This window comes from Streptomyces sp. NPDC029292 (assembly GCF_055569295.1).
On the sequence record NZ_JBVHXR010000004.1, the window covers coordinates 47,779 to 74,588 of the forward strand.

Consider the following 26,810-nt stretch of genomic DNA (forward strand, 5'->3'; position numbering starts at 1 on the left):
GCCGCACCACCCCCCTGTCCATGAACACGTGTTCCGGGGTTGTTCGGTTCCCGCCCGACCCCGGTGCCGTCCCGTACCTGGGGGCTGCGCCCCCAGCCTCCCGCTTCGGCCTGAACGGCCTCGTCCTCAAACGCCGGACGGGCTAAAAGACTTCAGCCCCTCCGGCGTTTGAGGAGCGGGGTCTGGGGCGGAGCCCCAGGAAGGGACGGGTAGGGGCGGCGGGGGCGAAAACCCTCTGCTCAGCCCCCCTCGTAAAACGCCCGCACGCGTGCGTGGACCTCGTCAGGGGCCTGTAGGTGGTCGAGGCCCAGGAGGGCGGCGCCGAGGACGGGGCTGGCGGTGACCACCTGGGGGACCGCCTTGGGGGCGCGGGCCGCGAGGAGTTCACGGATACGGTCGTCGAGTTGGGGGTGGCGCGCGGCGAGGATGCTGCCGCCGAGGAGGACCGGGGCCTCCTCGGCCAGGAGGTCGAGCCGGGTCAGGGCGACCGTGGCCATCGCGACCACCTCGTCCGCCAGCCGGTCCACGATCGCGCGGGCCACCGGATCGCCGTCCACCGCCGTGGCGAAGAGGACGGGCGTCAGCTCATGGCGCCGGGCGTTGCCGATGTGCTTCAGATGGAGGGCTTCGATGAGGGCGTACATGGAGGTGAGGCCGAAGTGCGCGGGCAGGGTGCGGGCGAGCGCCGTGGGGCCTCCCCGGCCGTCCTCGGCGCGGGCCGCGTGCCACAGGGCCTCCTCCGCAAGGCTCCAGCCGCCGCCCCAGTCACCGGAGATGGGTCCGATCGCCGGGAAACGGGCGGTGCGGCCGTCGGGGCGCATCCCGACGCAGTTGATTCCGGCGCCGCACACCACGGCGACTCCGCGCGGCTCGGCGATCCCGGCCCGCAGGATCGCGAAGGTGTCGTTGCGCACCTCGACACTCGTGCCCCACGCGCGCGCGTGCAGGGCGGCCGCCAACTGTTCCTCCTCGACCGGGAGATCGGCGTTGGCGAGACAGGCGGAGACATGGGCCACGGCACCGACACCCGCCTCGGCGAAGGCCCGCCGTACGGTGTCGGCGACCGCGTCCACGGCCGCCTCGATCCCCACGGCCGGAGGCCGGAAGCCCCCGCCGCGCGCCGTGCCGACGACCTCGCCGTCGGCCGCGACCACCGCGACGTCGGTCTTGCTGTTCCCCGCGTCGATGGCGAGGACCAGGCCCGCGGGGCCGGACCCGGCGGCCGTCCCGGCGCCGGGTCCCGATGACGTCATGCCCACGCGAGGTGCTCCCGGTTGTGCGCGATCAGCTGGTCGGTGAGGGCGTCGGCGTAGGCGTACTGGCCGACCAGGGGGTGGGAGAGGAGGGCCCGGAAGACCCGGTCGCGGCCGCCGCGCAGGGCGGCTTCCAGGGCCAGGTCCTCGTACGCCGTCACATTGGCCATCAGGCCCGCGTACAGCGGGTCCACGGACGGCATCGGAAGCGGGCTCGGCCCCTTGGAACCGATCGCCGCCTGCACCTCGATCACCGCGTCGTCCGGCAGGAAGGGGAGGGTGCCCTTGTTGTATGTGTTCACCACTTGGTACGGGCTGCCTCCCCCGCCGAGCAGCGCGGCCGCGAGGTCCACGGCGGCCTCCGAGTAGTACGCGCCGCCGCGCCTGGAGAGCAGCTCCGGCTTCTCGTCGAGCGCCGGATCGCCGTACATCTCGAGCAACTGCCGTTCCATCTCGGCGACTTCGGAGGCGCGGGACGGCTTCGAGCGCAGCTCCCGTACGACCTCGTCGTGCGCGTAGTAGTAGCGCAGGTAGTAGGACGGGACCACGCCGAGGCGGTCGACGATGCTGCGCGGCAGGAGCAGGTCGTCGGCGATGGCGTCGCCGTGCTCGGCGAGCAGCTTGGGGAGGACGTTCACGCCCTCGGGACCGCCCAGGCGCACACCGGTTTCCCAGGTGAGGTGGTTGAGGCCCACATGGTCGAGGTGCACATCGGCGGGTGCGACCCCGAGCAGTCCGGCGAACTTCCGCTGGAAGCCGATCGCCACGTTGCAGAGTCCGACCGTCTTGTGGCCCGCCTGGAGCAGGGCCCGCGTCACGATGCCCACCGGGTTGGTGAAGTCGATGATCCAGGCGTCCGGGTTCGTGCGGCGTACGCGCTCCGCGATGTCGAGGACGACCGGCACCGTGCGCAGCGCCTTGGCCAGGCCGCCCGCGCCCGTCGTCTCCTGTCCGAGACAGCCGCACTCCAGGGGCCAGGTCTCGTCCTCGTTGCGCGCCGCCTGTCCGCCGACGCGCAGTTGCAGCAGCACCGCGGCCGCGCCCTCGACGCCCGCGTCCAGGTCGGAGGTGGTGACGATGCGGCCGGGATGGCCCTGCTTGGCGAAGATGCGGCGGGCCAGGCCGCCCACGAGTTCCAGGCGCTCGGCCGCCGGGTCGACCAGGACCAGTTCCTCGATGGGCAGGTTGTCCCTCAACCGGGCGAAACCGTCGATGAGTTCGGGTGTGTAGGTCGACCCTCCGCCGACCACGGTGAGTTTCATATCTGTCAACCCTTCACTCCGGTGAGCGTGACACCCTCGACGAACGCCTTCTGCGCGAAGAAGAACACGAGGATCACGGGGGCCATGACCAGCACGGTCGCGGCCATGGTGAGATTCCAGTCGGTGTGGTGTGCGCCCTTGAACGACTCCAGGCCGTAGGAGAGGGTCCACGCGCCGGGGTTCTCCGAGGCGTAGATCTGCGGCCCAAAGTAGTCGTTCCAGGCGTAGAAGAACTGGAAGAGCGCGACCGCGGCGATGCCCGGTTTGGCCATCGGCAGGACGATCTTCAGGAGCGTCTTCAGGTCCCCGCAGCCGTCAACCTTCGCCGCGTCCACGTACTCGTTCGGGATGGTCATCAGGAACTGGCGCAGCAGGAAGATCGAGAACGCGTCGCCGAACGCCATCGGGATGATCAGCGGCCAGAGGGTGCCGGACAGGTCCAGCTGCTTGGCCCAGAACAGGTACATCGGGATGATCACGACCTGCGGCGGCAGCATCATCATCGAGATGACCAGCATCAGGGAGAGATTCCGGCCGCGGAAGCGGAACTTGGCAAGCGCGTAGGCGACGGGGATCGACGACACGACGGTGAGGACGGTGCCCGCACCGGCGTACAGCAGCGTGTTCCTCCACCAGGTCAGGAAGCCGGGGGTGTCGAAGACCTTCTTGTAGTTGGCCCATTCCCAGGTGTGCGGGATCAGATCACGGCTGAGTGCCTGGCTGTCGCTCATCAGCGAGGTCAGGAACACGAACACGAAGGGCAGGACGAAGAAGAGGGCGGCCGCCACGCCCAGCGCGTGGATCGCGACCCATTCCAGGAGGGCCTTGCGGCGGGCGGTGCGCTCGGCGGGCGAGACGGGTGCCTTCAACTGCATGGGCCTGTCGAGTACGTGGGGTGCTTGTGTCATGGTCAGTCACCTGCCTGGATGAGACCGCCCCGGCGCCGCATCAGGAACGCGGTGAACACCATGGACAGGGCGAACAGCACGAGCGCGACCACACAGGCGGAGCCGTAGTCGAAGCGCTGGAAGCCGAGGTTGTAGACGAGCTGCGGCAGGGTGAGCGTCGACTTGTCGGGATAGCCGGGCTCGAACTGCGTGCCGGCGCCCTGGATGACACCCGAGGCGACCTTTCCGGCGATCAGCGGCTGCGTGTAGTACTGCATGGCCTGGATCACGCCGGTGACCACCGCGAACATCACGATCGGCGAGATGTTCGGCAGCGTGACGTACCGGAACCGCTGCCACGCCGAGGCGCCGTCCAGCTCGGCCGCCTCGTACTGCTCCTGAGGCACGTCGAGCAGCGCGGCCATGAAGATGACCATCAGGTCGCCGATGCCCCACAGAGCCAGCAGGGTCAGCGCGGGCTTGGACCAGGTGGGGTCGTTGAACCAGCCGGGCGCCGGGATGCCGACCTTCTCCAGGATCGAGTTGACCGGTCCCGTACCGGGGTTGAGGAGGAAGGCGAAGGCCATGGTCGCCGCGACCGGCGGGGCGAGGTAGGGGAGATAGAAGAGGGTGCGGAAGACGCCGGTACCCGTCTTGATCTTCGTGATCAGCAGTCCGACGCCGAGTCCGAAGACCACCCGCAGGCTGACCGTCACGACGACCAGCCACAGGGTGTTGCGCAACGCGGGCCAGAACAGCGGGTAGTTCTCGAAGACGTACTTCCAGTTCTTCGTCCCGCTCCACGTCGGCGGTCTGAAGCCGTCGTAGTGCATGAAGGAGAAGTAGACGGTCGAGATCAGCGGGTACGCGAAGAAGACCGCGAAGCCGATCAGCCAGGGCGACATGAAGGCGAGGGTCCGCAGCGCCGAGCGACGGCGCTTCGAAGCCAGCGTGACGGTGCTCATTTCCGAATGGCTCCGTACTACTTCGCCTGCGCGATGTCCGTGTCGATCTGCTTGGCGGTGCTTTCCAGACCCGCCTTCAGATCCTTGGTCTTGCCGCTCTCGTAGTCGTATCCGAACTGCTGGATCGTCACGAGGTAGGTGCCGCCGTTGATGGACGCGGGAGTCGTCGTCGAGTTCGGGTTCGACGCGATGTCCAGGAACGTCTTGAAGCGCGGGTCGTACTTCAGCTTCGGCGACTTGAGAGCCGCGAGTGTCGACGGCACATTGTGGATGGCGTTGGCGAAGCCCACCACCGCGTCCGTGTCCGTGGTCATGTACTTCACCAGTTCCCAGGCCGCGTTCTGCTTCTTGCTGGTGGACGCGATGCCCGCGATGGTGCCGGTGATGTAGCCCTTGCCGTACTGGTCGGCCTGGTCGTCAGGTACGGGCAGCGGCGCGACGCCGATCTCGAAGCCGGGCTTGGCCTCCTCGGCCATGCCGAGCCGCCACTCGCCGTCCAGCTGCATGGCGACCTGACCGGTCTGGAAGGGGTGCTTGGCACCCCATTCGTCACCGAGCTTGGAGCGGTAGGTCTCCAGCTTCTTGTAGCCGCCGAGTTCGTCGACGAGCTTCTTCTGGAGGGTGAAACCGGCCGTGAAAGCCGGGTCCTTGGCGATGTTCGACTTGCCGCTGCTGTCGAAGTACGTCGGTGAGAACTGCCCGAAGTAGTGCTCGGTGGTGGACTCCCAGCCGTGGTAGTTCGGCATGAAGCCGAGCTGCGAGTAGGAGTCGCCCTTGGTGATGGTCAGCTTCTTGGCGTCGGCCTCGAATTCGGACCAGGTCTTCGGGGGGCTGGTGATTCCGGCCTTCTTGAAGGCGGTCTTGTTGTAGTAGAGCCCGTACGCGTCACCGAGCAGCGGCGCCGTGCAGCGGTTGCCGTCGAACTGGGTGTACTCGTTCATCGCCGCCGGGAAGGTCTTCTCCGGGTCGATGTCCGCCTTCTTGAAGAAGGGATTGAGGTCGACGAAGGCGCCGGACGAGCAGAACTTGCCCACGTTGTTGGTGGTGAAGGAGGAGACGACGTCGGGGGCCTTGTCGCCGCCCGCGCGCAGCGCCTGGTTGATCTTGTCGTCCGTCATGTTGCCGACGATGTTCACGTGGATGTTGGGGTGTGCCTTCTCGAAGCCCGCGACCAGTGACTGCACGGCCTTGACCTCGCTGGGCGCGCTCCAGGCGTGCCAGAAGTTGATCGTCGTCTTCTTGGACGCGTCGTCGTTCGCGCCAGAGGACGGCTTGTCTGCCTGGCCGGTACAGGCGGTGGCGAGGAGGGCTATCGAGGCGGAGGCGGCGAGCGCGGCGGCCGCCTTCCGGGACATTTCGGGCATGACGGGGTCTCCCTAGGGCAGGGCAGGGGTGGTGGTGTTCGCGAAAGGGACTGAAGGGCCGAGGAGGGACTCAGCGGGAGGTGTCGAAGACCTCGTCGCGGGTGGCTGCCAGCGCGCTCTCCAACGCGCCGCGCAGCACGGGGTGTTCGTGGACGTCGCCGACGGCGAGGCGCGGCCGGGAAGCGGCCAGCTCCTCCAACTCGGCCTGGACCAGTGCTCGTAGCGGTTCGCCGCCCGCGGTGAGCGAGGAGCCGCTGAGCACGACGAGCTCGGGGTCGAGCACGGAGACGAGCGAGGCGAGACCGGTGGCGAGACCGGTCGCGTACGTCTCCAGGAGCCGCTGGTGCGGCCCCTCGTTGATGGTGGCGGCCTGCTTGACGAGGGCGGCGGCGACCTCGGCGTACGGACCTGTGGGTACGTCCTTGATGCCCAGCTCGCGCGCCAGCTTGGGAAGGGCCTGCGAACCGGCCAGCTCCTGGTAACCGCCGCTGTTGGCCTTGGTCACCTGTCGCACCAGTGGCGCCCCCGGCACCGGCAGGAAGCCGACCTCGCCCGCGCCGCCGGTCCAGCCGCGGTGCAGCCGGCCGCCGAGGACGAGCGCGGCGCCGAGACCGCCCTCGTTCCACAGCAGGACGAAGTCCTCGTGGCCCTGGGCGGCACCGAGCCGCTGCTCGGCTATGGCGACGAGGTTGACGTCGTTCTCGTACTCGACGGGCATCGGCAGCGCGGCGGCGAGCTCGTCGAGGAGGCTGGGGGAGTGCCAGCCGGGCAGGTGAGAGGCGTAGCGCAGTCGGCCGGTGTTGGGGTCGAAGGCGCCCGGGGTGCCGATGACGAGCCGGCGGACGTCGTCCCTCGCCAGCCCCGCCGCCTTCACCGCGCCGTCGAGGGCGTCGGTGACCTGGCGTACGACGGGCTGGGCGGGGCGGCGTCCGGGTGTGGGCAGCTCGTACTCGCCCACCGTCCGCCCCGTGATGTCCGCGACGGCGGCGAGGATCCGTTCGGGGGTGACGTCCAGGCCCGCCGCATAGCCCGCGCCCGGATTGACCACGTACAACTGGGCGTTGGGGCCGGGGCGCCCTTCACTGGTGCCGGTGGCGAGCACCAGTCCGGCCGCTTCCAGGCGGGCGAGGAGCTGTGAGGCGGTGGGCTTGGACAGCCCGGTGAGCTTCCCGATCCTGGTCCGCGACAGGGGTCCGTGCGCGAGAAGCAGATCGAGGGCGGTGCGGTCGTTCATGGCGCGCAGGACGCGCGGAGTGCCCGGTGTACCGGCGGATCCTGCCATGTGTGTCGACACCTGCCTCTCTCGACTGCCCAGCTTTCCAGTGACCGGGCGGGGAAGTCCACGCCAAGATCATTGTTAGGAAAGTTTCCTATTGGGTGAGAGGAAAGTAGGCCGACGGCAGAGCGTGCGTCAATAGAAACCGCCCCCGAGGCAACAGAGTCGTTACCTGCGGGGGCGGCTGGGTGCCGGCGTGCGCCTTACAGCTTGATGGGCGCCGGGTCCACCTGGAGGTAGTCACCGGTGGACGTCTTCGCGCCGGTGGTGGACGTACCCGCGAACTTGTAGCGGAAGTAGCCGCTCTTCGAGGCCTTCACGGTGGTCGACAGGGCCCCGGCGGTGCCGGAGGTCACCGTCTTCACGGTCGTGTAGGTGTCGCTGCTCTTGGCCCGGAACTGGAGAACCACCGACTGGCCCTGGTAGCCCGCGTACTTGCTCGTCTCCCAGTTGGCCCGGGTCAGGGCGCCCTTGACGGTGATCGTCTTGCCCGCGACGGCCGGCTCCGGGGTGGCGTTGGTGGTGAGCTTGGCGGCGCGCTTCAGCTGGGCCGTGCCGAGGCCGCCCCACATGTCGTAGCCGTACTCGAAGCTGACGTGGCCGTCGGAGTCGTCGTTGTCCTCGGCGATGTGTCCGTAGAAGCCGGCGACCTTCCAGGTCGTGGCGTCCGCGGCCTCGAACAGGTAGTCCATCGGATCGAGGGCGATCGTCTCGGTGCAGGACTCCGTCACCGTGGTGTCGGTCGTGGCGGTGGCGGTGCAGCTGGGCGCGTCCTCGCTCTCTATCTCGTTGCCGATGGCCGAGAGGGAGCCCCGGTAGAGCGCGATGCCCGCGGCGTTGTTCTTGTAGTCGATCACGAGGTCGGACGGGCGGGTCAGCGTGTACGTGACCGGAATCTTCACCGTGCTGGTGGTCCCGACGACGATCGCCTTCCCGCCGTTCACCACCACATCGGAGAAGGTGAGGTCCGGCGTGGCGGCCGACGCGGTCGGCACGGCCAGGGCGGACAGAGCCAGGGCACCGGAAACGGCGGCGCCTATGGCGTATTTGCGCATGGATTCCCCACATTCGAAGCGGACACCTGGGCGTTGAGCACCAGAACAAGGGCCCGCGGTTGAGGGTGACGATAAGGGGTGGGCGAATGTGTCGGGTGTGCGGGCGACCTGTGAAGAGCATTAATTCCTGCCAGGCGGGAGCGATGGATCCCGGCCCGGTTCATGTCCATCACGACTTCGTCACGATCCTCCATAAATGCAGGTCGGGGCCGTGCGGCGGGCATTGGGGCCCATCTGTCCGATGTGGCAGGAATGCTTCGGCGGTGTCCGCACAGTCCCATCACAGGCGTGAACTGCTTGAGTCCTCTGTGCCTGGATGCGTCAAGGGTGTTGGCGCGGTTCGAGGTCACCATGTGGTGACGGTGGCCTGTCCGTCCTGTGCACGCTCACAGGTCCCCGTTTTTTGATGACGTACGGTGCCGGGCGTCCAGGGCTCCAGCCCGAACATCCCCAACCTGAGCCGAACTCTCCGGAAGTGACTGTATGAAGGCGAACCGCATGGCATGGGCGGGACCGGTGTGTCTGCTGACGGCTGCTGCCGTGTCCTGCGAGACGCGGTCCGGTGCTTCGTCGGCTGCCTCCGGCACGCCGTCTTCTGCTGCTTGGCGCAGCGGGAAGGCCGCGCCGCTCTACGGCAGCGTCACGTCCTGGTACGGGAGCGGTGGCGCCTCGATCGAGTGTGGCGTCGTACCCGCGAAGGACGAGTGGTTCCGAGAGGCCTGGGACATGCTCTGCCCGGCGGCCCGCTCATGAGGCTGTTGCTGGCGTGCTGGGGCGCGGCCGCGGGCAGGTGCGTCTCCGTGATGGTCACTCAGCTGGCCTTCTCCCTCTGGCCGGACAAATTCACCTGGGAAGCCGTGGGCGACCAGGTGGCCGGCAGCCTCGCGGGGTGGGGCGCCGTGAGTCTCGCAACGGCGGCCATCGGGGTGCTGTTGCTGAGGAGGCGGGCTCGTGGGGTCGGCGTGCCGCTCTCGGCCGGGGCCCTGGACGAGCGGCAGACGCATCTGCTGCGCACGGCACCCGTCTCGGACGGCTGGCAGGAGCGGATCCGTGGCGAACTGACCGCGTCGGACCGGGCGTTCCTCGTCGCCGACGTCGCCGAGAAGGGCCGCGAGGAAATCCACTTCCGGTGGCGTCCTGGGCGTTCGGACCGATCCGTCTGGGGATCGATGACCTTCGACGCGGCCTCGGGGACCGTCCTCCTCGATGTCCACGACGGAGAAGGCCTCCTGGGGGTGGCCGGTCTGGGGAAGGGGTCATCCTTTGTCGCGGTGTGCCAGATAGCACGGGCCGGGGGCCTGGTGGCCGTCGAGCAGGTTCGGCCGGAGAGGCTTGCGGAGGAGAAGCCGGCGTGAGGGCAGCGTACGAATCCATGGCCGGCGGGGTCCTGATGCAGTACGTCGCGTCCCGGCAGTCAGCTCAGTGACGTGAACTGGTTCGGCTGACGGCACTCCCCATCAGCTGTCCAGGAAGGGAGCTGTGTCGAGTGCGGGGTACGGGGCGGGGAGCGGGAGTGGGTGGCCCAGGTCGACCTTGACCTCGGTGGCGTAGTGCGCCTCGGCGGGGTCCTCGCCGGGGAGAATCGGCTCGGAGTAGCAGTGGGCCGTCTTCGTGTTGCGGTTGATCAGGACGTAGACAGGGACTCCGGCGGCGGCGTAGGTGCGTAGCTTGGGGCCGGTGTCCGTCTCGTGGTTGGTGGAGGTGACTTCGCCGACCAGGGCGATCATGTCGATGGGGTACCAGCCCTTGTGGGCCTTGCAGTACAACTCGTCCAGTTCGGAGGGCCTGCGGCGGCGGACGTAGAAGTCCGGGATGAGCAGCGACATGGTGCTGCCGTCCTTATGAGCCGCTCGGTAGCCGTTGCCCATGCCCACGAGGCGCATCCCGGCGGAGCGGAACTGGAAGGACAGCTCGAAGGCGCCGTCGTTGTGGTTGTCGTTCGGTGCCGGTGGCACGATGGCCATCCCCTCGATGTACTCGGGTCGAATCGGCGTCTCTGACGCCTCCTCGATCGCGATCAGCAGATCGATGGGGTCCTGCTTCGGATTCATGACCGCCTCCATAACGGGTTCGGCGCTCATCGCTGGTCCTCCTCGTCGAGCTGGTGTCAGGCTAAGCCCGCGCTGGGTGCCCCGGCCGAACGATGGGTCAACCGGTCGCCTCACGACCTGGGATTCCGCGCCCGTTCACTCGAACGAGCGTGCTGAACCGCTCCGGCGGTCGGCGGGCCGTACATACGAAGGAGGCGGCGCCCGGAACACCCGGGCGCCGCCTCCTTCGTACCGGCTGTGTCCGCTACTTCGGAGCGGCCGACGGTGCGGGCACGATCGGCGCAGCCGCCACGGACTGCGGCGATGTCGGGTTCGCGAGGGCCGACGGGGCCGCCACGGCCGCCGTCGGGTCAGCGGGCTCCTCCTCCGGCTCCGCCGCCGCGGCGCCGCCCACGATGCGGATGTCGGCGGCGTCGAAGGCGCGCTTGATGCGCCAGCGCAGCTCGCGTTCGACGCTCAGCGCCTTGCCGGGCATGGTCTTGGCGGAGACGCGGACGACCATCGAGTCCAGGAGGACGCTGTCCAGGCCGAGGATCTCGATCGGGCCCCACAGGCGCTCGTTCCAGGGCTCTTCCTTGCTCATCGCCTCGGCGACCTCGCTCAGGACGGACTGGACGTGGTCCAGGTCCTCCGAGGCACGGACGGTGACGTCGACGCCGGCGGTGGCCCAGCCCTGGGAGAGGTTGCCGATGCGCTTGACCTCGCCGTTGCGGACGTACCAGATCTCGCCGTTGTCGCCGCGCAACTTGGTCACGCGCAGGCCCACCTCGATGACCTCGCCGGAGGCGACGCCCGCGTCGATCGAGTCGCCGACGCCGTACTGGTCCTCGAGGATCATGAAGACGCCGGAGAGGAAGTCGGTGACCAGGTTGCGCGCACCGAAACCGATGGCGACACCGGCCACCCCCGCGGAGGCGAGCAGCGGGGCCAGATTGATCTCGAACGTGCCGAGGATCATCAGCGCGGCCGTGCCCATGATCAGGAAGGACGCGACCGAGCGCAGCACCGAGCCGATGGCCTGGGAGCGCTGGCGGCGGCGCTCGACGTTGACCAGCAGGCCGCCGAGCGCGGTGCCGTCGACGGCCTGCGCCGTGCGGTTCATGCGCTCTATCAGCTTGGTGATGGCGCGCCGGACCGCCACTCTCAGTACCGCCGCGATCACCAGGATCAGCAGGACCCGCAGGCCGATGCTGAGCCAGGTGGACCAGTTCTGCTCGACCCAGCTGGCGGCGTTGGTCGCACTTTCCTGGGCGTCCTGAAGCGTGGCGACCGTCGGGTGCGTCGACGTCGAGGGGGACGGCGACGGGGTCGAACCGGCGGCCAATAGGACGGGCAGGGACACGGCAGGTACCTCCAGGCGTAGCGGTCTGCCCGCGGCTGGGACACGTGAGGGGCACCGGTCGGGCAGAACCACCACACTAACGGGGCATTGTGTGTGGATCGTTGCCATGTTCGAGGGAGAGACTGTGCTCACCTGGGGATGAAGAAGGTGTGGTCGAAAACACTCCCAGCCCGTTACCGGGACATGGTGGCGCTTCCACCAGGCATTCGGGGACACTGGCCACAGATCGTCCCGGCGCGAGCCACGCGCCGCCGGCGTACAAGGAGGCATCCGTGCCGCATGTCCTGGTCCTCAATGCGTCGTACGAGCCGCTCGGCGTCGTACCGCTCCGCCGCGCGCTCGTCCTCGTCCTCGAGAACAAGGCCATCTGCCTCGAGGAATCCGGCGCCTTTATGCATAGTGCAACCGTTACTGTCCCCGCACCCAGCGTGGTCCGGCTGAAGAGGTTCGTGCGGGTCCCTTACCGGGGGCCCGTTCCGCTGACCAGGCGAGCTCTGTTCGCTCGCGACGGCGGCCGGTGCATGTACTGCGGTGGCGTCGCAACCAGCGTCGACCACGTCATCCCGCGCTCCCGCGGAGGTCAGCACGCCTGGGAAAACGTGGTGGCGTCATGCCGCCGCTGCAACCACACCAAGGCCGACCGTCACCTGGTCGAGATCGGCTGGCGCCTGCGCCATAAACCCGCCCCGCCGTCGGGGCTCGCGTGGCGCATCATCGGAACCGGGCATAGGGACCCGCGCTGGCTGCCCTACCTGCAGCCGTACGGCGCGGAGGACGCGATGGCCCGGATCGACGGCATCTCTGCCTGACGATCCGGGCTTTTGCATACCCGAGGCCTGGCCCCGTGCGGCCCCGCGTCAGACGCGGGGCCCTTCGGGGCGGGAACCGCGCACCGCGTAGAGTGCCGTGCCCAGCACGAAGAGTGCGAGGGCGGCGGCCCAGGCGCCGTGCTGGGGGCCTGTCTGCGTGGGCCAGGCCAGGACTGTCTCCTTACTCACACGCGGCGAGGCGGTCGACAGGTATACGGCGCTGAAGTACAGCGTCGTCGGCATCCAGCTCGCCCGGGCGCCGAACAGCACCGCCCCGGCCGCCGTGATGCCGACGGCGCCCAGCGTGTTGCGGACCATCCCCGCCGCACCGAACACCTGTGTGTGCCCCGGCACGGCGAGCGCGAGCACCGCCGCCGCGAGCGCGGTGAGGGCCAGCAGATGGGCCAGGCGCCTCGGCCACCAGGGGCGTACGGCGGTGTCGTCCAGGTCCCGCGCGTACGAGTGGAAGCTCACACCGATCGCCGCCGAGGCCAGCAGCGGGGCGAGGGAGAGCAGCGGGACCCTGCGGTACGGGTCGAGGTAGATGTCCGTGCGGCTCGCCACCCAGAGGGTGAGGAGGGCGGCGCAGGCGAGGGCGGCCAGGGTGGTCGGGAGGGCACGGGAGCGGGCGTAGAGGACGAGAGGGGTCAGCGGGGTGACTCTGCGCAGGGCGTTCACAGGGACGGGACCTCGCTCGGGTTCGGGTCGCAGTCCTGGGCCGTGGCGAAGTAGCGGCTGAGCACGGAGCGGCGCTCGTTGTCGGTCATGGCGGTGAGGTGCGCGTACGCCTTGTCCTCGGCGCGGTACTTCGCGAGGTCCTTTGTGTCACCCCGCTGCCGGGCCGATGCCACGGAGCGCTCGCGTATGTCCTTCTGTACGGAGTTCGGGGCCAGCCAGCGCAGTACGGCCTCGTCGGTGACCTGGATGCGCTGCGCGGACGGCGGCTCCTCGCACTCCGGGCGGACCAACGTCACGGCGCCCTCCCAGGCGTACTGCTCCGGATCGGTCACCTTGCCGCGGACGGACGACCAGCCGAACGGGGTGAGCATCGGCAGTTCTGCCTCGTCGTTGTGCGGGCGGCGCGGCAGGTCCTCGAAGCGGACCGGGAGGTTCTGCACGCCCTTCAGCCGGCCGGTGAGACCGGACAGCGCGTGGGTCACCTCCGGGAGCATGCCGGGGTAGGTGGCGTTGACGCAGACGCGCGGGGTGGTGGAGTCGTCGCACACCTGGCGGTGGGCGAGCGGGTTGTCGCGCAGCACGCCGTCGCCCGTGTGGACCAGGAGGACGGCGGCGCAGAGCGCGGCCGCGAGCGGCAGCAGCGCGGTGGCGCGGCGGTACGCGGCATGGGCCAGGGCCGCGGCGGCGGCGAGCCCGGCCGCCCACAGGGCCGATACGAGCGGATACCACCAGACCGGGACGTCCTCGTCGCCGAACAAGCGCAGGTACGCGGGGGCGAGGTGACGGAGGCCCGACTGCGAGTGGCCGACGGTGCCCAACAGGACGTATCCGCAGATCGCGAGCACGGGAGCGGTCAGCCGCCAGGGCATCACCCGCCCGGCCACATGACCGAGCAGTGTGCACGCGGCGATCGAGAGTGCGGTCCCCGCGAAGACGGTCGGGACCGGGCCGCCCGCCGACGCGTACCGCGCGCAGGCGAGCAGCACGCCGGCCACCGCCACCAGGTACGCCGCCGCGAGCCAGCAGGCGAGCGGCAGGGCGGCCGTCAGGAGCTGGGCGAGTGGTGTACGAGCGGTCGAGGCTCGCAGTTCCACCATCCGCAGCCGACGCTCCCGGCCACCCTGCCAGGCCCCCGCGGCGAGCGCGAACGGAACGATGATCATGCCGCTCGCGATGCCCAGCTTGCCTGTCGTCTCACCCCAACTGCCCTGCCACTGCGCCGCCGTGGCGGCGAGCATCCAGGCGAGAGCGAGCAGCAGCGCCGCGGCTGCCCAGGGGGCGAACCCGCGAAGGGACTCGACGCGGAGGGGGTGCGGGGCGGAGCCCGCACTCCGGGCGGGCGCCTCCCGGGTGGGCGCGCTCATCCGGGGGCTTCCGTGGGGTTGGGGCTGAGGGACTGCCGGGCGGTTGCCGCGGGGCTGGGTCTGTGGGTCTGTCGGGCGGCTGCCGTCGGGTTCGGGCCGCGGGTTTGTTCGGCGGTCTTCGTCGGTCTGGGTGTGCGTGGTTGCCGGGTGGTCCCCGTCGGGCTGGATGCGTACGTTCATCGGGCGGCCCCCGTCGAAGCGCGGTGGCCGCGCAGGACCGTGGTGTAGCCGCGCTCGATGGCGTTGCCGTCGGACTCGTGGCCGTCGGCGCCGAGGGCGGCGAGGGAGTGGGGCGTGCCGCGGTAGGCGACCTGGCCGGCCTCGATCAGGATGACGTCCGTGCAGGCCGCGGCCACGTCCTCCACCAGGTGGGTGGAGACGAGCACGATGGCGGTCCGGCCCAGGTCCCGCAGCAGTGCGCGGAACTCGACACGCTGCTCCGGGTCCAGGCCCGCGGTGGGCTCGTCGAGGAGCAGGACGCGAGGGTCGTTCACGATGGCCTGGGCGATGCCGACGCGCCGGATCATGCCGCCGGACAGCGTCTTGACCTTCGCGTCGATACGGTCGGCGAGCCCGACCCGGGCCACGGCCCGCTCGACCGCGGCCGGGGCGGCCGATCCCGGCACCTCCTTCAGCCAGGCCACGTACGCCACGAACTCCCGCACCGTGAACCCCGGGTAGTACCCGAAGTCCTGCGGCAGATAGCCCAGTTCCCGGCGGACCGCACTGCGTTCCCGGTGGTGGCGGAGGTCGCTGCCGAGCATCTCCACCCGGCCCGCGGTGGGCTCCGCGACCGTCGCGAGGACGCGGATGAGGGAGGTCTTGCCGGCGCCGTTGGGGCCGAGCAGACCGTGGACGCCGGGGCCGAAGTCCAGGTCGACGGCGTCCAGGGCGGTGGTTTTGCGGTGCCGGACGGTCAGTCCGGAGACCCGGATGGAGGCGGTTCCGGTGCCCATACCGTCGTCCGTCATCGAAGTGCCGGGCAAACCAAGGGTGTTCACATCGTCTCCAGACGGTCGTACGCGGAACGGCGCGCGGCGAGGAGGAGGGCGCAGAGCGCGGACGCCGCCGCCCAGCCCGCCTGCGGTGAGGCGCCGGTGAAGTAGAGGGAGAGCTGGTGCGTGAGGCGGGTCGTCATGACGGGGCCGGCGGCCGTGAGGACGGGCGCCGCAAGCGCGAGCAGCCAGCCGCCGCCGACCACCGCGGAGGCGGTACGGCAGCCCACGTACCCGGCAAGCGCCAGCGTGGCCAGCGTCAGGGTGAGTCCGGGCAGCAGCCAGGCGGCCGCCGCTGGTGCCTGCGGCACGCGCGGGCCGGCGGGCGGGAGCAGCAGTCCCGCCACCGTCAGCAGCGGCACGCTCACCGCCAGCACGCCGGCCGTCCGCATCAGCACCAGCCGCAGCCCGCCGGAGGGCGACGTCGCGACGATCTCGTGCAGCGGATCGGCGTGCCGCCCGTACGAGAGGGCGACCCCCGCCACGGGTACGACCGGCGCCACGGCCAGCAGCAGCGGCCGCGCGCCGTCGAACCCGCCCCCGTACGCGAGCGCGAGCGCCCCCACGGCGACCAGCACGACGGCCCCGGCCCAGGCCCCACGCAGGGCGGGCCCGGCGGCCCACACGATCCGTCCGATCCGTCCGATCCGTCCGAGCCGTCCCCCGACGGCGGGAACGGCATGCGGGGCGGCCCAGGGCAACCGGCCACGCCGGGCGGTGCCGCCCGCGACCGGCCGTAGCCCGAGCCGCCCCCTGACGGCCGGCGCGTGCCCTGGCGCGGGTGCGGATACCGAGGCCCGTGCGGACGCGGAGGCCTGTGCGGACGCGGAGGCCTGTGCGGACGCCGAGCCCCGTGCAGCGGCCGACGCCGGTTCGCGCACCGCGGCAAGGACCGCGTCCCGTACCTCCGCCAGCACCACTCCCGCCGCCCCCGCACGGGCCGCGCGCGAGACACGTGCGGCGCACGTCCCGCAGCTCTCCAGGTGTTTCTCCAGGGACCAGGCGTCGGTCTCCGGGAGGGAGCCGTCCGCGTAACGGGCGACGAGATCGTCGGGGGCGTGCCAGCCGGTCATGCCGGGCCTCCCAGCGGGGTTGGGGCCAGAGACGGGTTCAAGGACGGGTTCAGGTGGGCGAGGGCCGCGCGGAGTTCGGCGCGGGCGCGCATCGCGCGGGTCTTCACCGTGCCTTCGGGGATCCCGAGCAGACGGGCCGTCTCGCGGGTGGTCAGCCCGTCGATGACCGTGGCGCGCAGCACGTCGCGGAGTTCGGGCGAGATGCGGTCAAGGGCCGTACCCACGTCCCCGTACTCCAGGCCCGCCAGCACGCGCTCCTCGGCGGAGGGCGCGGGCCCGGGCGCCGCGTACTCGACCCGCGCGGCCCGCTCCTGCACCCGCCGCGCGTCGACGAGCCGCCGCGCCGCGATCGTCCACAGCCAGCCGCCCGCCTCCGCACCCCGGTGTGCGGCCGCCGACCGCCACACGGTCACGAAGGTGTCCTGCAGCACCTCCCGTACGACCTCGGGGTCGGCGCACCGCCGGGTCAGCCGCGTGTGCAACCACCCGGCATGCCGGTCGTACAGCGCGGCCATCGCCGCCGAGTCCCCGTCCGCGACGGCCCGCAGCAGCGCCGCGTCCGTAGCGTCCTCCCGGTGGCCCCTCATGGGGCGGAACAGTCTCACACCCCGTCTATCGACCCCCTCGGGGCCATCGGTTCACGCCGCGGCAACCCCCTGCCGCCACAGCGGCTCACCACGCGTGCACCGAGGGCGTGCGCCCCCGTACGGCGTCTCCTCACCCACGCGCGTCATGGGGTGGAACAGAATGTGACCAGAAGCACGTTGTTCGTCCGTGTACGTCTGCCGTCGCGCCCGCTGGGTAGGGCTGCGGTGACCCGCCAGCTGTCGTCTCGACAAGGAGGCCCCTGTGGCCGCATCGGCACACCTTCTGCTCTCGGCCCTGTCCAAACGCGAGGCGGAGCCGTCCGTCCACCTCGTGAACCCGCGTCCGCACGGGGACCCTCAGCTGCGCGTCTTCAGCGCGGAGGGCGCCGGCGCCGAGCCGCCGCTGACCAGCGAACCCCCACTCCCCGACGCCGAACCGCTCACCAGTGAGCCGCCGCTGGCCGACGCCGCGCACCTGACGAGCGAGCCCACCTCCACCGGCGCCGCCTCGGGGGTCTAGATGGCACCTCGTCGGCCCGCCGACCCTCCGCAGACGACGCCCCCGCAGACGACGCCCCTGTCCCGGCTCGCCGAACTGCACGGCGTCGCCACCTCCTACCGCCCGTCCCCGGACCGTACGGTCGCGGCCTCGGACGCCGCGCTCGTCGCGGCCCTGGCGGCGCTCGGCGTCGACGCGAGCACCGCGGATGCCGTACGCGCGGCCCTCGCCTCCCGGGAGGCCGAGACGCGGAAGCGGCTGCTGCCGCCGACGGTGGTGTGCTGGGGAGGCCGCGCCCCCACCCTGCTGGCCGAACTGCCGGACGGCACCCGCCTCCGTATCGAGACCGAACAGGGCGAGACCCGCGCCTCGGCCGAGCAACTCCCGCCCGGCGTCCACGCGTTGTACGCCACCGCCCCCGACGGCCGTACCGCCGACGTCCACCTCGTCGTGGCCCCCGCCCGGCTGCCCAGCCCGCCCGGACGCACATACGGACTCCTCGTCCAGCTCTACTCCCTCCTCTCCCGCCGCTCCTGGGGCATGGGCGACCTCGGTGACCTCGCCGAGCTGACCGCCTGGGCGGGCCGGGCGCTCGGCGCCGGATTCGTGCAGGTCAACCCGCTGCACGCGGCCGTACCCGGCGCCCCCACCGACCCCTCCCCGTACCGCCCCTCCTCCCGTCGCTTCCCCGACCCGGTGCACCTGCGGGTCGAGGACATCCCCGAATTCGCGTACGTCGACGACCGCGACCGGGTACGGGCGCTGCTGGAGCGCGCCGAGCGGCTGCGTGAATCCGTGCTGCACAAGGGCGCGTTGATCGACCGCGACGCCGTGTGGGAGCTCAAGCGCGAGGCATTGGAGCTCGTACGCGCCGTGCCGCTCGGGCCGGGGCGGCGGGCCGCGTACGTCGACTTCCTCGCCGAGCAGGGCGAGGCGCTGGAGGACCACGTCACCTGGTGCGCGCTCGCCGAGGTGTACGGCTCCGACTGGCGGACGTGGCCCGCCGGGCTGCGCGACCCCCGCTCGCCCGAAACCGCCCGAGCCCGGGGCGAGTTGATGGACCGCGTCGACTTCCACAGCCGTCTCGCCTGGCTCACCGACGCCCAACTCGCCACCGCCCAGCGGTCGGCCCGCGACGCGGGGATGGCCGTCGGGCTCGTGCACGACCTCGCGGTCGGCGTACACCCGGAAGGGGCCGACGCGTGGGCGCAGCAGGAGTACTTCGCCGCGGGCATGTCGGTGGGCGCGCCCCCGGACGCCTTCAACGCGCGCGGCCAGGACTGGAGCCTGCCGCCCTGGCGCCCGGACCGGCTGGCCGCCTCGGGCTACGCCCCCTACCGCCGCCTCCTGCGCGCCCTCTTCCGGTACGCGGGCGCCCTGCGCATCGACCACGTCATGGGCCTGTTCCGGCTCTGGTGGATCCCGCAGGGACAGCCGCCCACGGAGGGCACATACGTCCGCTACGACGCCGAGGCGATGCTCGCGATCCTGACCCTGGAGGCCTCGCGCGCCGGGGCGCTGGTGATCGGCGAGGACCTCGGCACCGTGGAACCCGGGGTGCGCGAGACACTGCACGAGCGCGGGGTGCTCGGCACATCGGTGCTGTGGTTCGAGCGCGACTGGGACGGCGACGGACAGCCCCTTCCCCCCGAGCGCTGGCGCGCCGACTGCCTGGCCACCGCCACCACGCACGACCTGCCGCCCACCGCGTCCCGGCTCACCGGCGACCACGTCGAACTCCGGGACCGACTGGGCCTGTTGACCGGCTCCCTGGAGGAGGAGCGGGCCGCGGCGGCAGCGGAGGCGGGGGAGTGGCTGGCGCTGCTGACCCGGCTCGGGCTGCTGAGCGGCGCGAGCGGCGGGTGCTCCGCGGTGTCGGAGGAGGCCGAGATCCAGGCCGTGCACCGGTTCCTGCTGCGCACCCCGGCCCGCATGATCGGCGTCTGGCTCCCGGACACGGTCGGCGACCGCCGCCCGCAGAACCTGCCCGGCACCTGGGACCAGTACCCCAACTGGCGCCTGCCCATCGCCGACGCCGAGGGCCGCCCGGTGACACTGGAGGAGCTGGCCGCGTCGCCCCGCCTGCATGCGCTGATGGAGGTGTTGCGGGGGCGTTCGGGTGCTGGAGGGAGCGGTGGAACGGGCGGGCACGCGGGACCCTGAGGCCTCCGTAGGGAACCCGGAGACCTCCGTACGGCACCCCCGGGCGCGCGGCTCATTCGGGTGTTCGCTACGTTTGCACCGTGGACAAGAAGAACGCCCTGCGCGCCGGCGCCCTGGCTGCCGGTACGACGCTGATGATGCTGCTCATGTCGTCCCCCGCGCTCGCCCTCACCCGCGACGACGGTGACGACCCCGGCAATGGCCTGAGCGTGATCGACACGCTGGGCCTCTACGTCGTGGCGCCGCTCGCGCTGTTCGCGATCATCGCGGGCCTCGTGATGGTCCTCGACAAGTCCCACAAGCAGCAGAAGCAGAGCTGATTCCCAGCCCTTCTCACCGGCTCTTTCCGTCGAGGGAGTCCGCGCACCCGCCGGGTGCGCGGACTCCCTCGACGCGTTTTTCCTCAAGGGCCCCGGTCGCGGGGGCGCCTTCGGCTACGGATTCGGCGCCGTGAGATACCGCTGCACCGTCGGCCCCAGCCACGCCACGATCTCCTCGCGGACCAGCGCGACGGCCGGTGGGAATCGCAGGACGTAGCGGGCGAGCGCGAGGCCGAGCAGCTGGGAGGCGCAGAGCGCGGCCCGTGCCGGGGCCTGCTCGGGGTCGGGGCAGGCGTGCACGGCGACCGGCGTGAGCTGGTCCCTGACGATGCCCTGCATGCGCTCGGCACCGGCCGGGTTGGTGACGCCGACCCGGAGCATCGCCGTGAGCACCTCGTTCTCCTCCCAGAGGTCGAGGAAGTGGCTCACCAGAACGCGGCCCACGTCGTCCGGATCGAGCCCCGCCGGGTCGGGCAGCCGCAGATCGACGTCGAGAACGGCGGCGAACAGCCCTTCCTTCGAGCCGTAGTAGCGCATCACCATGGACGGATCGATCCGCGCGTCCTTGGCGATGGCGCGGATCGTGGCGCGTTCGTAGCCGTCGGCGGCGAAGCGCTCGCGGGCGGCCGTGAGGATGGCCGAGCGGGTGGCGTCGGAGCGGCGGGGTGGTTGCGCTGATGCGGCTGATGCGGCTGATGCGGCTGATGCGGCCGGTGTGGCCGGTTCGGCGGACGCCGAGGGCGCGGGTGTGGGTGTGGGGGGTTCCTTGACAGCCATGCCAACAAACGTAGGCCAACATGTGTTGACGGTCCAGGGTGGGTCACCTTGTGTTGGCCAACGGGTGTTGACGGCCCGCGGGGTGGGAGGTCGACGTGCGTTGGCAAACAGTTGTTGGCCAACGAGTGTTGACATTCCGACGTGAGTCGCCGTATGTTTGCAAACAAGCGTTGGCCAACAGGCGTTGACCAACAAGCGTTGGCATCAGGAGGCCGCCATGAACGGCAAGACCCGCCCCATCGCTTCCCGCAACGTCATCATCGTCGGCTCCGGCCCCACCGGGCTGCTGCTGGCCGGCGACCTCGCCACCGCCGGCGTCCCCGTCACCCTCGTCGAGAAGCGCCCGCACAAGATCAGCAACCTCTCCCGCGCCTTCGTCCTGCACGCCCGCACTCTGGAGCAGCTCGACGCCCGCGGCCTCGCCGACGGCCTGGAGCCCCAAGGTCAGCGCCTCGACCGCATCCGCCTTTTCGGTCGTCTCACCGTCGCCCTCGACACCCTCCCCTCCCGCTTCAACCACCTCCTCGTCATTCCGCAGTACGAGGTGGAGAAGGTGTTGCAGCGGCGGGCGGAGGAGGCCGGGGTGCGGTTCGTGTACGAGACCGAGGTGACCGGACTGAGCCAGGACGCGGATGGTGTGACGCTCGAAGTCCGGGGCCCGAACGGTAGCCGGGACGGCGAGTCGGAGCAGCTCACGGCCGCGTACGTCGTCGGTACGGACGGGATGCGCAGCGCGGTGCGGGAGGCGGTCGGGCTGCCGTTCCCCGGCAAGTCGGTCATCCGGTCCGTCGTCCTCGCGGACGTCCTGCTCGACGAGAAGCCGGAGTCGGTGCTGACCGCCAACGCCGTCGGCGACGCCTTCGCCTTCATCGCGCCCTTCGGCGACGGCTACTACCGGGTGATCGGCTGGCACCGCGGCCGCAACGTCCCTGACAGTGAGCCGCTCGAGCTCGACGAGGTCAAGGAGATCGCCCGGCTCGCCCTCGGCCGCGACTACGGCATGCGCGACGCCCGCTGGATGTCCCGCTTCCACAGCGATGAGCGCCAGGCGCCCGCGTACCGGGTGGGGCGGGTCTTCCTCGCCGGGGACGCCGCGCACGTGCACACCCCGGCCGGCGGCCAGGGCATGAACACCGGACTCCAGGACGCGGCGAACCTCGGCTGGAAGCTCGCGGCCGTCCTCAACGGGCATGTGGACGCCGCCCTGTTGGACACCTATCAGGCCGAGCGCCACCCCGTGGGCAAGTCGGTCCTGCGCAGCAGCGGCGGCATCGTACGGCTCGCGATGGCCAAGTACCCCTGGACGCTGGCGCTGCGCGCCACGCTCACCACGTTCCTCAACCACGTCGGCCCCGCCCGTCGCAAGGCGGCGGGCCGGATCACGGGCATCGGGTACGCGTACGGGGCGCCGCGCGGCTCCCACTCCCTCGTCGGCACGCGCGTCCCGGACGTCGCCCTGGAAAGCGGCCGTCTCTACGAGGCCCTGCGCGGCGGCCGGTTCGTCCTCGTCACGCCGAAGTCGGCTCCGGGGACGGCTCCGGGGTCGGCTGCGCAGTCGTACGAGGCCGGGGACCGCAAGGACCGTCTCACCGTGGAGAGTTGGGCGAGCGACCGGCGTACGACGATGCTGGTGCGGCCCGACGGATACGTGGCCTGGGCGTCGGAGTCCCCGGACGCGACGGAGACCGAGGCGGCGCTGGCCGCGGCGGTGGGCGCCGCCTAGAGGAGAGGACGAACAAGAAGTGCCGCTGGTCCCGGCGTCGGCCGGGACCTCGGCGTCGTGCGTGATCAGCGTCGTGCGTGGCGGATCTTCAGCCGGCCGAAATGCATGGTCCCGGTGATCCGGATCCTCGGCCCGCCGGGGCGGGAGCGTCGCGGGATTCTGTAGAGCGGTGTCTTCCACACGGTGTGCAGATCCTCGAAGTCGACAACCGCGTCGTGAGGCACCGTGATCTTCGCCTTGCCGGAGCCGAGCTGCAACTCGATGTCGACCACCGGGTGTTCGATGACCGCCCGGGACAGGTCGAGGTGCACCCTTCCGTATGCGGACTCGACCTTGAGGAACCGCGGCACCCGCCATGCGCCGCGCCGCTCGATCCGTCCGCCGTTGGCGGCGATCGTGGACGTGGGGCCCGCGTCCACGTCCGGGAGCGAGGCCAGCGCCGGTACCAGCTCGCCGTGCGTCTCGGCGGTGAGCGCCTGGTGGAGGCGTTCGTCCATCTCCTCGTGCGAGAGGTGCCCTACGGCGTACGCGTCCTGCAGACGCCGCACGGCCGTGTCGCGGTCGTCCTCGGTGATCCGTGGCGGCTGGTTCTCCGGCGTGGTGGTCACCCTTTCACTCTAGTGGTGGCCTCTACTCGGTGGCCGCCAGCAACTGGCGCAACAGGCCCGCCAGTTGGCCGGCCTGATCCTCGTCGAGGGCGGAGAGGGCCTCCGTCTGGGCGGCCAGGCCCGCCTCGACGGCCCCGTCGATCAGGCGCAGGCCCTCGTCCGTGAGGGTCACCCGGAGCCCGCGCCGGTCGTGCGGATCGGGCGAGCGCCGCAGCAGCCCGGCCCGCTCCAGCTTGTCGAGGCGTCCGGTCATCCCGCCCGTGGTCATCATGAGCGTCGCCGAGAGCTGCCGGGGCGAGAGCGTGTACGGGGCGTCCGAGCGGCGCAGGGTCGCCAGTACGTCGAACTCCCCGCGCGAGATCCCGAAGCGCACGTACGCCTTCTCCATCCGGTCGCTCATCGCCCGCGAGAGCCGGAAGATCCGCCCGAAGACCTCCATCGCCGCGGTGTCGAGGTCCGGCCGGACGGTGGCCCACTGCTCGATGATCGCGTCGACGGGGTCGTTGCGGACCTTGGAGGTCTTGGTGGTCTTGGAAGCCGAGGAGGCCTTGGGGGCTGCCTTGGGGGCCGTGTCCTGCGGGCTCGCGTTCATGGGGGGAGTATCCGTCGCAGGTCGGTCGTTCGCAAGAAAGTGGCTTGACGGAAAGTAGCTTACGACTAAGCTACTTTCCGCTGACCTACTCTGACTCGCTCCGACCTGCCTTGAAACCGGGTGCCCTCATGGCCGCGAACCGCCCCGCCCTCATAGCTCTCACCGCGCTCGCCCCCATGTCCTGGGGCAGCACCTACGCCGTCACCACCGAGTTCCTGCCCGCCGACCGGCCCCTGTTCACGGGGCTGATGCGCGCCCTGCCCGCGGGGCTGCTGCTCCTCGCGCTGGCGCGGGTACTGCCGCGCGGTGTCTGGTGGGGGAAGGCAGCGGTGCTGGGCGCGCTGAACATCGGCGCCTTCTTCCCGCTCCTGTTCCTCTCCGCGTACCGGCTGCCCGGCGGCATGGCGGCGGTCGTCGGCTCGATCGGGCCGCTGTTCGTCGCGGGCCTCTCGGCGCTGCTGCTCAGCGACCGCCCGACCCTCCGTACGCTCCTCACCGGCATCGCCGCGGCCCTCGGTGTCAGCCTCGTCGTCCTGAAGGCGGCGGGCGCGCTCGACGCGGTGGGCGTGCTCGCGGCGCTCGCCTCGACCGCGTCGATGTCCACCGGCACCGTGCTCACCAAGAGGTGGGGGCGGCCGGACGGGGTCGGCCCGCTGGCGCTGACCGCCTGGCAGCTGACGGCCGGCGGGCTGCTGATCGCACCCGTTGCCCTCCTCGTCGAGGGTGCGCCGCCCGCGCTGGACGGCCGGGCGGTCGGCGGATACCTGTACCTCGCGCTGGCGAACACGGCGGTCGGGTACTGGCTCTGGTTCCGCGGCATCGGCCGGCTCACCGCCACCCAGGTCACCCTCCTCGGCCCGCTCTCGCCGCTGACCGCCGCCGTCATCGGCTGGGCGGCGCTGGGGCAGGCGCTGACGCCGGTGCAACTGGCCGGCATGACGCTGGCGTTCGGGGCGACGGTCTTCGGGCAGCTCAAGCCGCGTACCCGCGTGGCCGTGGAGGGACCTTTCAGTTCTTCTGAAAGGAATGCTCGAAAAGATTCGATGGACATGACAGGTCCTGCCTTGCGACGGTAGTTCGGTACCGATCACCGATCACCGATCACCGAGCACTGGAGAGGTACGAGACTTTCGTGGCAGTCCTGGACCGGACCCGTACGCACCGCACGCCGACCGTGACGACCAAGGGAGCGGCGACCAAGGGAACGGGAGCCGCCGGTCTCGGTATCGCCCTCGCGGCCGTCGCCACGGTCGTCTGGTCCGGCAGCTTCGTCGCCGCGCGCGCCCTGCACGACAGCGTGCCGCCCGTGCAGCAGGCGTTCTGGCGCTGGGCGGTCGCGCTGGTGGCGGTCGCCCCGTTCGCGGCGCGCCAGGCCTGGCGGCAGCGCGCGCTGGTACGTCGCCGCCTGGGCCATGTCCTCCTCGCCGCCCTCCTGGGCGTCACCGTGTACAACACCCTGGTCAACCAGGCGGGCGTCTCCACCTCCGCCGGAAACATGGGCATGATCATGGCCGCGTCACCGGTCCTGATGGCGGTGTACGAGCGGGGCGGCGGCGTACGTCTGGGAGCGCGCCGGGTCACCGGGATGCTGATCGCCTGCGCCGGGGTCCTGCTTCTGGTCGGCGGGGGCTCGCTCTCCCTGGACCTGGCCCCGGGCGACCTCTGGATGATCGCGGCGGCGACGTGCTTCGCCTCGTACAGCGCGCTCCTGCGCCGCAGGCCCGCCGAACTCACCGGACTCACCTTCCTGTTCACCACTTTCGCCCTGGGCACGGCGATGCTGCTCCCGGCGTACGCGCTGAGCGTGACCCTCCAGGGCGGGTTCGCGCCCACGCCCGCCACCGTCGGACCCCTCCTCTACGTCGGAGTCGCCTCGTCCGCCGTCGCCTTCTTCGCCTGGAACAAGGCGATCTCCCTGATCGGCGCGGCCCGCGCCGGAGCGGTCTACTACCTCCAGCCGGTGTGCGTGGCGGCCCTGTCGTACGCGGTCCTGGGTGAGCCGACGACCGGGACGCAGCTCGTCTGCATGGCCCTGATCCTGGGCGGAGTCGTCCTCGGCGCCGCTCCCAGGGGCCGCTGAACGGGTGCGGGATAGGTTGCCGCCATGGCCGAGTACGACAAGTGGGACATCAAGAAGCTGCAGATTCTGCGGACCCTGCGGGAACGCGGGACCGTCACCGCGACCGCCGAGGCGCTGCTGCTGACCCCCTCGGCCGTGTCGCAGCAGCTGACCAACCTCGCCAAGCAGCTCGGGGTGACCCTGCTGGAGGCGCAGGGGCGGCGGGTGCGGCTCACGGATGCGGCGGAGCTGGTGCTGCGGCACGCGGAGGCCGTGTTCGAGCAACTGGAGCGCGCGGACGCCGAGTTGACCGCTTATGCCCACGGAGAGGTCGGGGAGGTGCGGGTGGGGGCCTTCTCGACCGCCGTGCCCGCGCTCGTCGTGCCCGCCGTGCGGGCGCTGCGTGTGACCCGGCCCGGGGTCGTGGTGCAGGTGCGGGAGGCCGAGGCGGGGGAGGCGTACGAGTTGCTCGGCGCCGGGGCGGTGGATCTCGCGCTGTCGCTCGCCGCGCAGGCGCCGTCCGCGGCGGATCCGCGGTTCACCCGGGTGCCGTTGCTCGCCGATCCGCTTGATCTCGCGCTGCCTCGCGACCATGCGCTCGCCGCCGTGCCGGGTGTGCGGTTGGCCGACTTCGCCGCCGAGTCATGGATCTTCGGGGGGAGTGGGCCGTGGTCGGACATCACTCGGAGGGCGTGTGAGGCGGCCGGGTTCAGTCCCCATCAGGGGCACTCGGCGGCTGGGTGGACGGCGATTCTGTCCATGGTGGAGGCGGGGATGGGGGTGGCGCTGGTGCCGCGGATGGCTTGTGTGGGACGGGAGGGGGTCGTCATGCGGGAGCTTGTCGAGGATCGCCCGCGTCGGCATGTGGTCGCCGCGGTGCGGCGGGGGGCGGAGGAGGGGGCTGCGGTGGGGTGGGTGCTGGGGGTGCTTCGGGAGGTGGCGGGTGGGTTGGGGCGGTAGGGGTTTTTCGCCCCTGCCGTCCCTACCCTTCCCGTCCCTGCGGGCTCCGCCCCCAGACCCCCGTATCGCGCTGACGCGCTCGTCCTCAAACGCCGGACGGGCTGGAAACTAGCGTTACGTAACTCCCCGGAGGTCCCCGTGGTCGATG

The 26,810-nt window shown here is 71.0% G+C and carries 27 protein-coding genes; 10 read left to right on the plus strand and 17 right to left on the minus strand.

The features are described 5' to 3' along the window. Nucleotides 1–239 precede the first annotated feature (239 nt). From ACZ4WS_RS11355 to ACZ4WS_RS11385, 7 genes are all read right to left on the minus strand, one after another. Nucleotides 240–1,253, minus strand: coding sequence for an N-acetylglucosamine kinase (locus tag ACZ4WS_RS11355; protein WP_467979364.1), 1,014 nt, complete (start codon nucleotides 1,251–1,253; stop codon nucleotides 240–242). Further along, entirely contained in the window at nucleotides 1,250–2,515 is a 1,266-nt protein-coding gene (locus ACZ4WS_RS11360; protein ID WP_467979366.1) for a 6-phospho-beta-glucosidase, read from the minus strand. The genes ACZ4WS_RS11355 and ACZ4WS_RS11360 overlap by 4 nt, the downstream gene beginning before the upstream one ends. A gap of 5 nt (nucleotides 2,516–2,520) precedes the next feature. After that, entirely contained in the window at nucleotides 2,521–3,423 is a 903-nt protein-coding gene (locus tag ACZ4WS_RS11365) for a carbohydrate ABC transporter permease (protein ID WP_467979368.1), read from the minus strand. 2 nt (nucleotides 3,424–3,425) lie between these two features. Continuing rightward, nucleotides 3,426–4,367, minus strand: a complete 942-nt coding sequence (locus ACZ4WS_RS11370; protein WP_467979370.1) for a carbohydrate ABC transporter permease — start codon at nucleotides 4,365–4,367, stop codon at nucleotides 3,426–3,428. Between the two features lie 17 nt (nucleotides 4,368–4,384). Then, the gene (locus ACZ4WS_RS11375) at nucleotides 4,385–5,731 is read right to left on the minus strand and encodes an ABC transporter substrate-binding protein (RefSeq protein WP_467979372.1); all 1,347 of its coding nucleotides are present in this window, start codon (nucleotides 5,729–5,731) and stop codon (nucleotides 4,385–4,387) included. Between the two features lie 70 nt (nucleotides 5,732–5,801). After that, a complete protein-coding gene (locus ACZ4WS_RS11380; RefSeq protein WP_467979374.1) occupies nucleotides 5,802–7,013 on the minus strand; it encodes an ROK family transcriptional regulator in 1,212 nt (403 codons plus the stop codon). Between the two features lie 197 nt (nucleotides 7,014–7,210). After that, on the minus strand, nucleotides 7,211–8,062 hold the full coding sequence (locus tag ACZ4WS_RS11385) for a hypothetical protein (protein ID WP_467979376.1): 852 nt from the start codon (nucleotides 8,060–8,062) through the stop codon (nucleotides 7,211–7,213). 498 nt (nucleotides 8,063–8,560) lie between these two features. Here ACZ4WS_RS11385 and ACZ4WS_RS11390 point away from each other — a divergent pair, with 498 nt between their 5' ends. Continuing rightward, complete coding sequence (locus ACZ4WS_RS11390) at nucleotides 8,561–8,815, plus strand: hypothetical protein (RefSeq protein ID WP_467979377.1); 255 nt, start codon at nucleotides 8,561–8,563, stop codon at nucleotides 8,813–8,815. 47 nt (nucleotides 8,816–8,862) lie between these two features. Further along, nucleotides 8,863–9,417 (plus strand): hypothetical protein, encoded by a 555-nt coding sequence (locus ACZ4WS_RS11395; protein WP_467979378.1) that lies wholly within the window; start codon nucleotides 8,863–8,865, stop codon nucleotides 9,415–9,417. Nucleotides 9,418–9,519: 102 nt separating this feature from the next. Here the strand turns inward: ACZ4WS_RS11395 and ACZ4WS_RS11400 are convergent, their stop codons facing one another. Next, nucleotides 9,520–10,113, minus strand: a complete 594-nt coding sequence (locus ACZ4WS_RS11400; RefSeq protein ID WP_467979379.1) for a Uma2 family endonuclease — start codon at nucleotides 10,111–10,113, stop codon at nucleotides 9,520–9,522. 244 nt (nucleotides 10,114–10,357) lie between these two features. Next, nucleotides 10,358–11,455: a mechanosensitive ion channel family protein gene (locus ACZ4WS_RS11405; RefSeq protein WP_467979381.1), complete on the minus strand. Its 1,098-nt coding sequence runs from the start codon at nucleotides 11,453–11,455 to the stop codon at nucleotides 10,358–10,360. 272 nt (nucleotides 11,456–11,727) lie between these two features. Between ACZ4WS_RS11405 and ACZ4WS_RS11410 the strand changes: the two genes are divergently transcribed. Further along, nucleotides 11,728–12,264, plus strand: coding sequence for an HNH endonuclease (locus ACZ4WS_RS11410; RefSeq protein ID WP_467979383.1), 537 nt, complete (start codon nucleotides 11,728–11,730; stop codon nucleotides 12,262–12,264). A gap of 48 nt (nucleotides 12,265–12,312) precedes the next feature. On the opposite strand, the gene ACZ4WS_RS11415 is transcribed toward ACZ4WS_RS11410, so the two are convergent. From ACZ4WS_RS11415 to ACZ4WS_RS11435, 5 genes are all read right to left on the minus strand, one after another. Beyond that, nucleotides 12,313–12,942, minus strand: a complete 630-nt coding sequence (locus ACZ4WS_RS11415; RefSeq protein ID WP_467979384.1) for a hypothetical protein — start codon at nucleotides 12,940–12,942, stop codon at nucleotides 12,313–12,315. Next, entirely contained in the window at nucleotides 12,939–14,306 is a 1,368-nt protein-coding gene (locus ACZ4WS_RS11420; protein WP_467979385.1) for a hypothetical protein, read from the minus strand. Before ACZ4WS_RS11420 ends, ACZ4WS_RS11415 begins: the two co-directional genes overlap by 4 nt. A gap of 176 nt (nucleotides 14,307–14,482) precedes the next feature. Continuing rightward, nucleotides 14,483–15,262 carry an ABC transporter ATP-binding protein gene (locus tag ACZ4WS_RS11425; RefSeq protein ID WP_467979387.1) on the minus strand — a complete coding sequence of 260 codons (780 nt, stop codon included), beginning with the start codon at nucleotides 15,260–15,262 and terminating at the stop codon, nucleotides 14,483–14,485. Nucleotides 15,263–15,303: 41 nt separating this feature from the next. Next, on the minus strand, nucleotides 15,304–16,374 hold the full coding sequence (locus tag ACZ4WS_RS11430) for a zf-HC2 domain-containing protein (RefSeq protein WP_467979389.1): 1,071 nt from the start codon (nucleotides 16,372–16,374) through the stop codon (nucleotides 15,304–15,306). After that, entirely contained in the window at nucleotides 16,371–16,961 is a 591-nt protein-coding gene (locus tag ACZ4WS_RS11435; protein ID WP_467979391.1) for an RNA polymerase sigma factor, read from the minus strand. Before ACZ4WS_RS11435 ends, ACZ4WS_RS11430 begins: the two co-directional genes overlap by 4 nt. A gap of 262 nt (nucleotides 16,962–17,223) precedes the next feature. Here ACZ4WS_RS11435 and ACZ4WS_RS11440 point away from each other — a divergent pair, with 262 nt between their 5' ends. From ACZ4WS_RS11440 to ACZ4WS_RS11450, 3 genes are all read left to right on the plus strand, one after another. After that, the gene (locus ACZ4WS_RS11440) at nucleotides 17,224–17,481 is read left to right on the plus strand and encodes a hypothetical protein (protein WP_467979393.1); all 258 of its coding nucleotides are present in this window, start codon (nucleotides 17,224–17,226) and stop codon (nucleotides 17,479–17,481) included. After that, the gene (gene malQ, locus ACZ4WS_RS11445; RefSeq protein WP_467979394.1) at nucleotides 17,482–19,623 is read left to right on the plus strand and encodes a 4-alpha-glucanotransferase; all 2,142 of its coding nucleotides are present in this window, start codon (nucleotides 17,482–17,484) and stop codon (nucleotides 19,621–19,623) included. It begins immediately after the preceding gene. A gap of 80 nt (nucleotides 19,624–19,703) precedes the next feature. Then, nucleotides 19,704–19,943, plus strand: coding sequence for a hypothetical protein (locus tag ACZ4WS_RS11450; protein ID WP_467979396.1), 240 nt, complete (start codon nucleotides 19,704–19,706; stop codon nucleotides 19,941–19,943). 114 nt (nucleotides 19,944–20,057) lie between these two features. Here the strand turns inward: ACZ4WS_RS11450 and ACZ4WS_RS11455 are convergent, their stop codons facing one another. Further along, complete coding sequence (locus tag ACZ4WS_RS11455) at nucleotides 20,058–20,720, minus strand: TetR/AcrR family transcriptional regulator (protein WP_467979397.1); 663 nt, start codon at nucleotides 20,718–20,720, stop codon at nucleotides 20,058–20,060. Nucleotides 20,721–20,937: 217 nt separating this feature from the next. Between ACZ4WS_RS11455 and ACZ4WS_RS11460 the strand changes: the two genes are divergently transcribed. After that, the gene (locus ACZ4WS_RS11460) at nucleotides 20,938–22,443 is read left to right on the plus strand and encodes an FAD-dependent monooxygenase (protein WP_467979399.1); all 1,506 of its coding nucleotides are present in this window, start codon (nucleotides 20,938–20,940) and stop codon (nucleotides 22,441–22,443) included. Between the two features lie 65 nt (nucleotides 22,444–22,508). Here the strand turns inward: ACZ4WS_RS11460 and ACZ4WS_RS11465 are convergent, their stop codons facing one another. Further along, the gene (locus ACZ4WS_RS11465) at nucleotides 22,509–23,051 is read right to left on the minus strand and encodes a DUF1707 SHOCT-like domain-containing protein (protein ID WP_467979401.1); all 543 of its coding nucleotides are present in this window, start codon (nucleotides 23,049–23,051) and stop codon (nucleotides 22,509–22,511) included. A gap of 22 nt (nucleotides 23,052–23,073) precedes the next feature. Continuing rightward, a complete protein-coding gene (locus ACZ4WS_RS11470) occupies nucleotides 23,074–23,643 on the minus strand; it encodes a MarR family winged helix-turn-helix transcriptional regulator (protein ID WP_467979403.1) in 570 nt (189 codons plus the stop codon). Between the two features lie 128 nt (nucleotides 23,644–23,771). Here ACZ4WS_RS11470 and ACZ4WS_RS11475 point away from each other — a divergent pair, with 128 nt between their 5' ends. Genes ACZ4WS_RS11475 through ACZ4WS_RS11485 form a run of 3 tightly spaced genes read left to right on the plus strand, consistent with a single transcriptional unit; the run spans nucleotide 23,772 to nucleotide 26,662 of the window. Next, nucleotides 23,772–24,719 (plus strand): EamA family transporter, encoded by a 948-nt coding sequence (locus ACZ4WS_RS11475; RefSeq protein WP_467979404.1) that lies wholly within the window; start codon nucleotides 23,772–23,774, stop codon nucleotides 24,717–24,719. Nucleotides 24,720–24,775: 56 nt separating this feature from the next. Continuing rightward, nucleotides 24,776–25,723, plus strand: a complete 948-nt coding sequence (locus ACZ4WS_RS11480; protein WP_467979406.1) for a DMT family transporter — start codon at nucleotides 24,776–24,778, stop codon at nucleotides 25,721–25,723. 24 nt (nucleotides 25,724–25,747) lie between these two features. After that, nucleotides 25,748–26,662, plus strand: coding sequence for a LysR substrate-binding domain-containing protein (locus ACZ4WS_RS11485; RefSeq protein WP_467979408.1), 915 nt, complete (start codon nucleotides 25,748–25,750; stop codon nucleotides 26,660–26,662). Nucleotides 26,663–26,810: the final 148 nt, after the last annotated feature.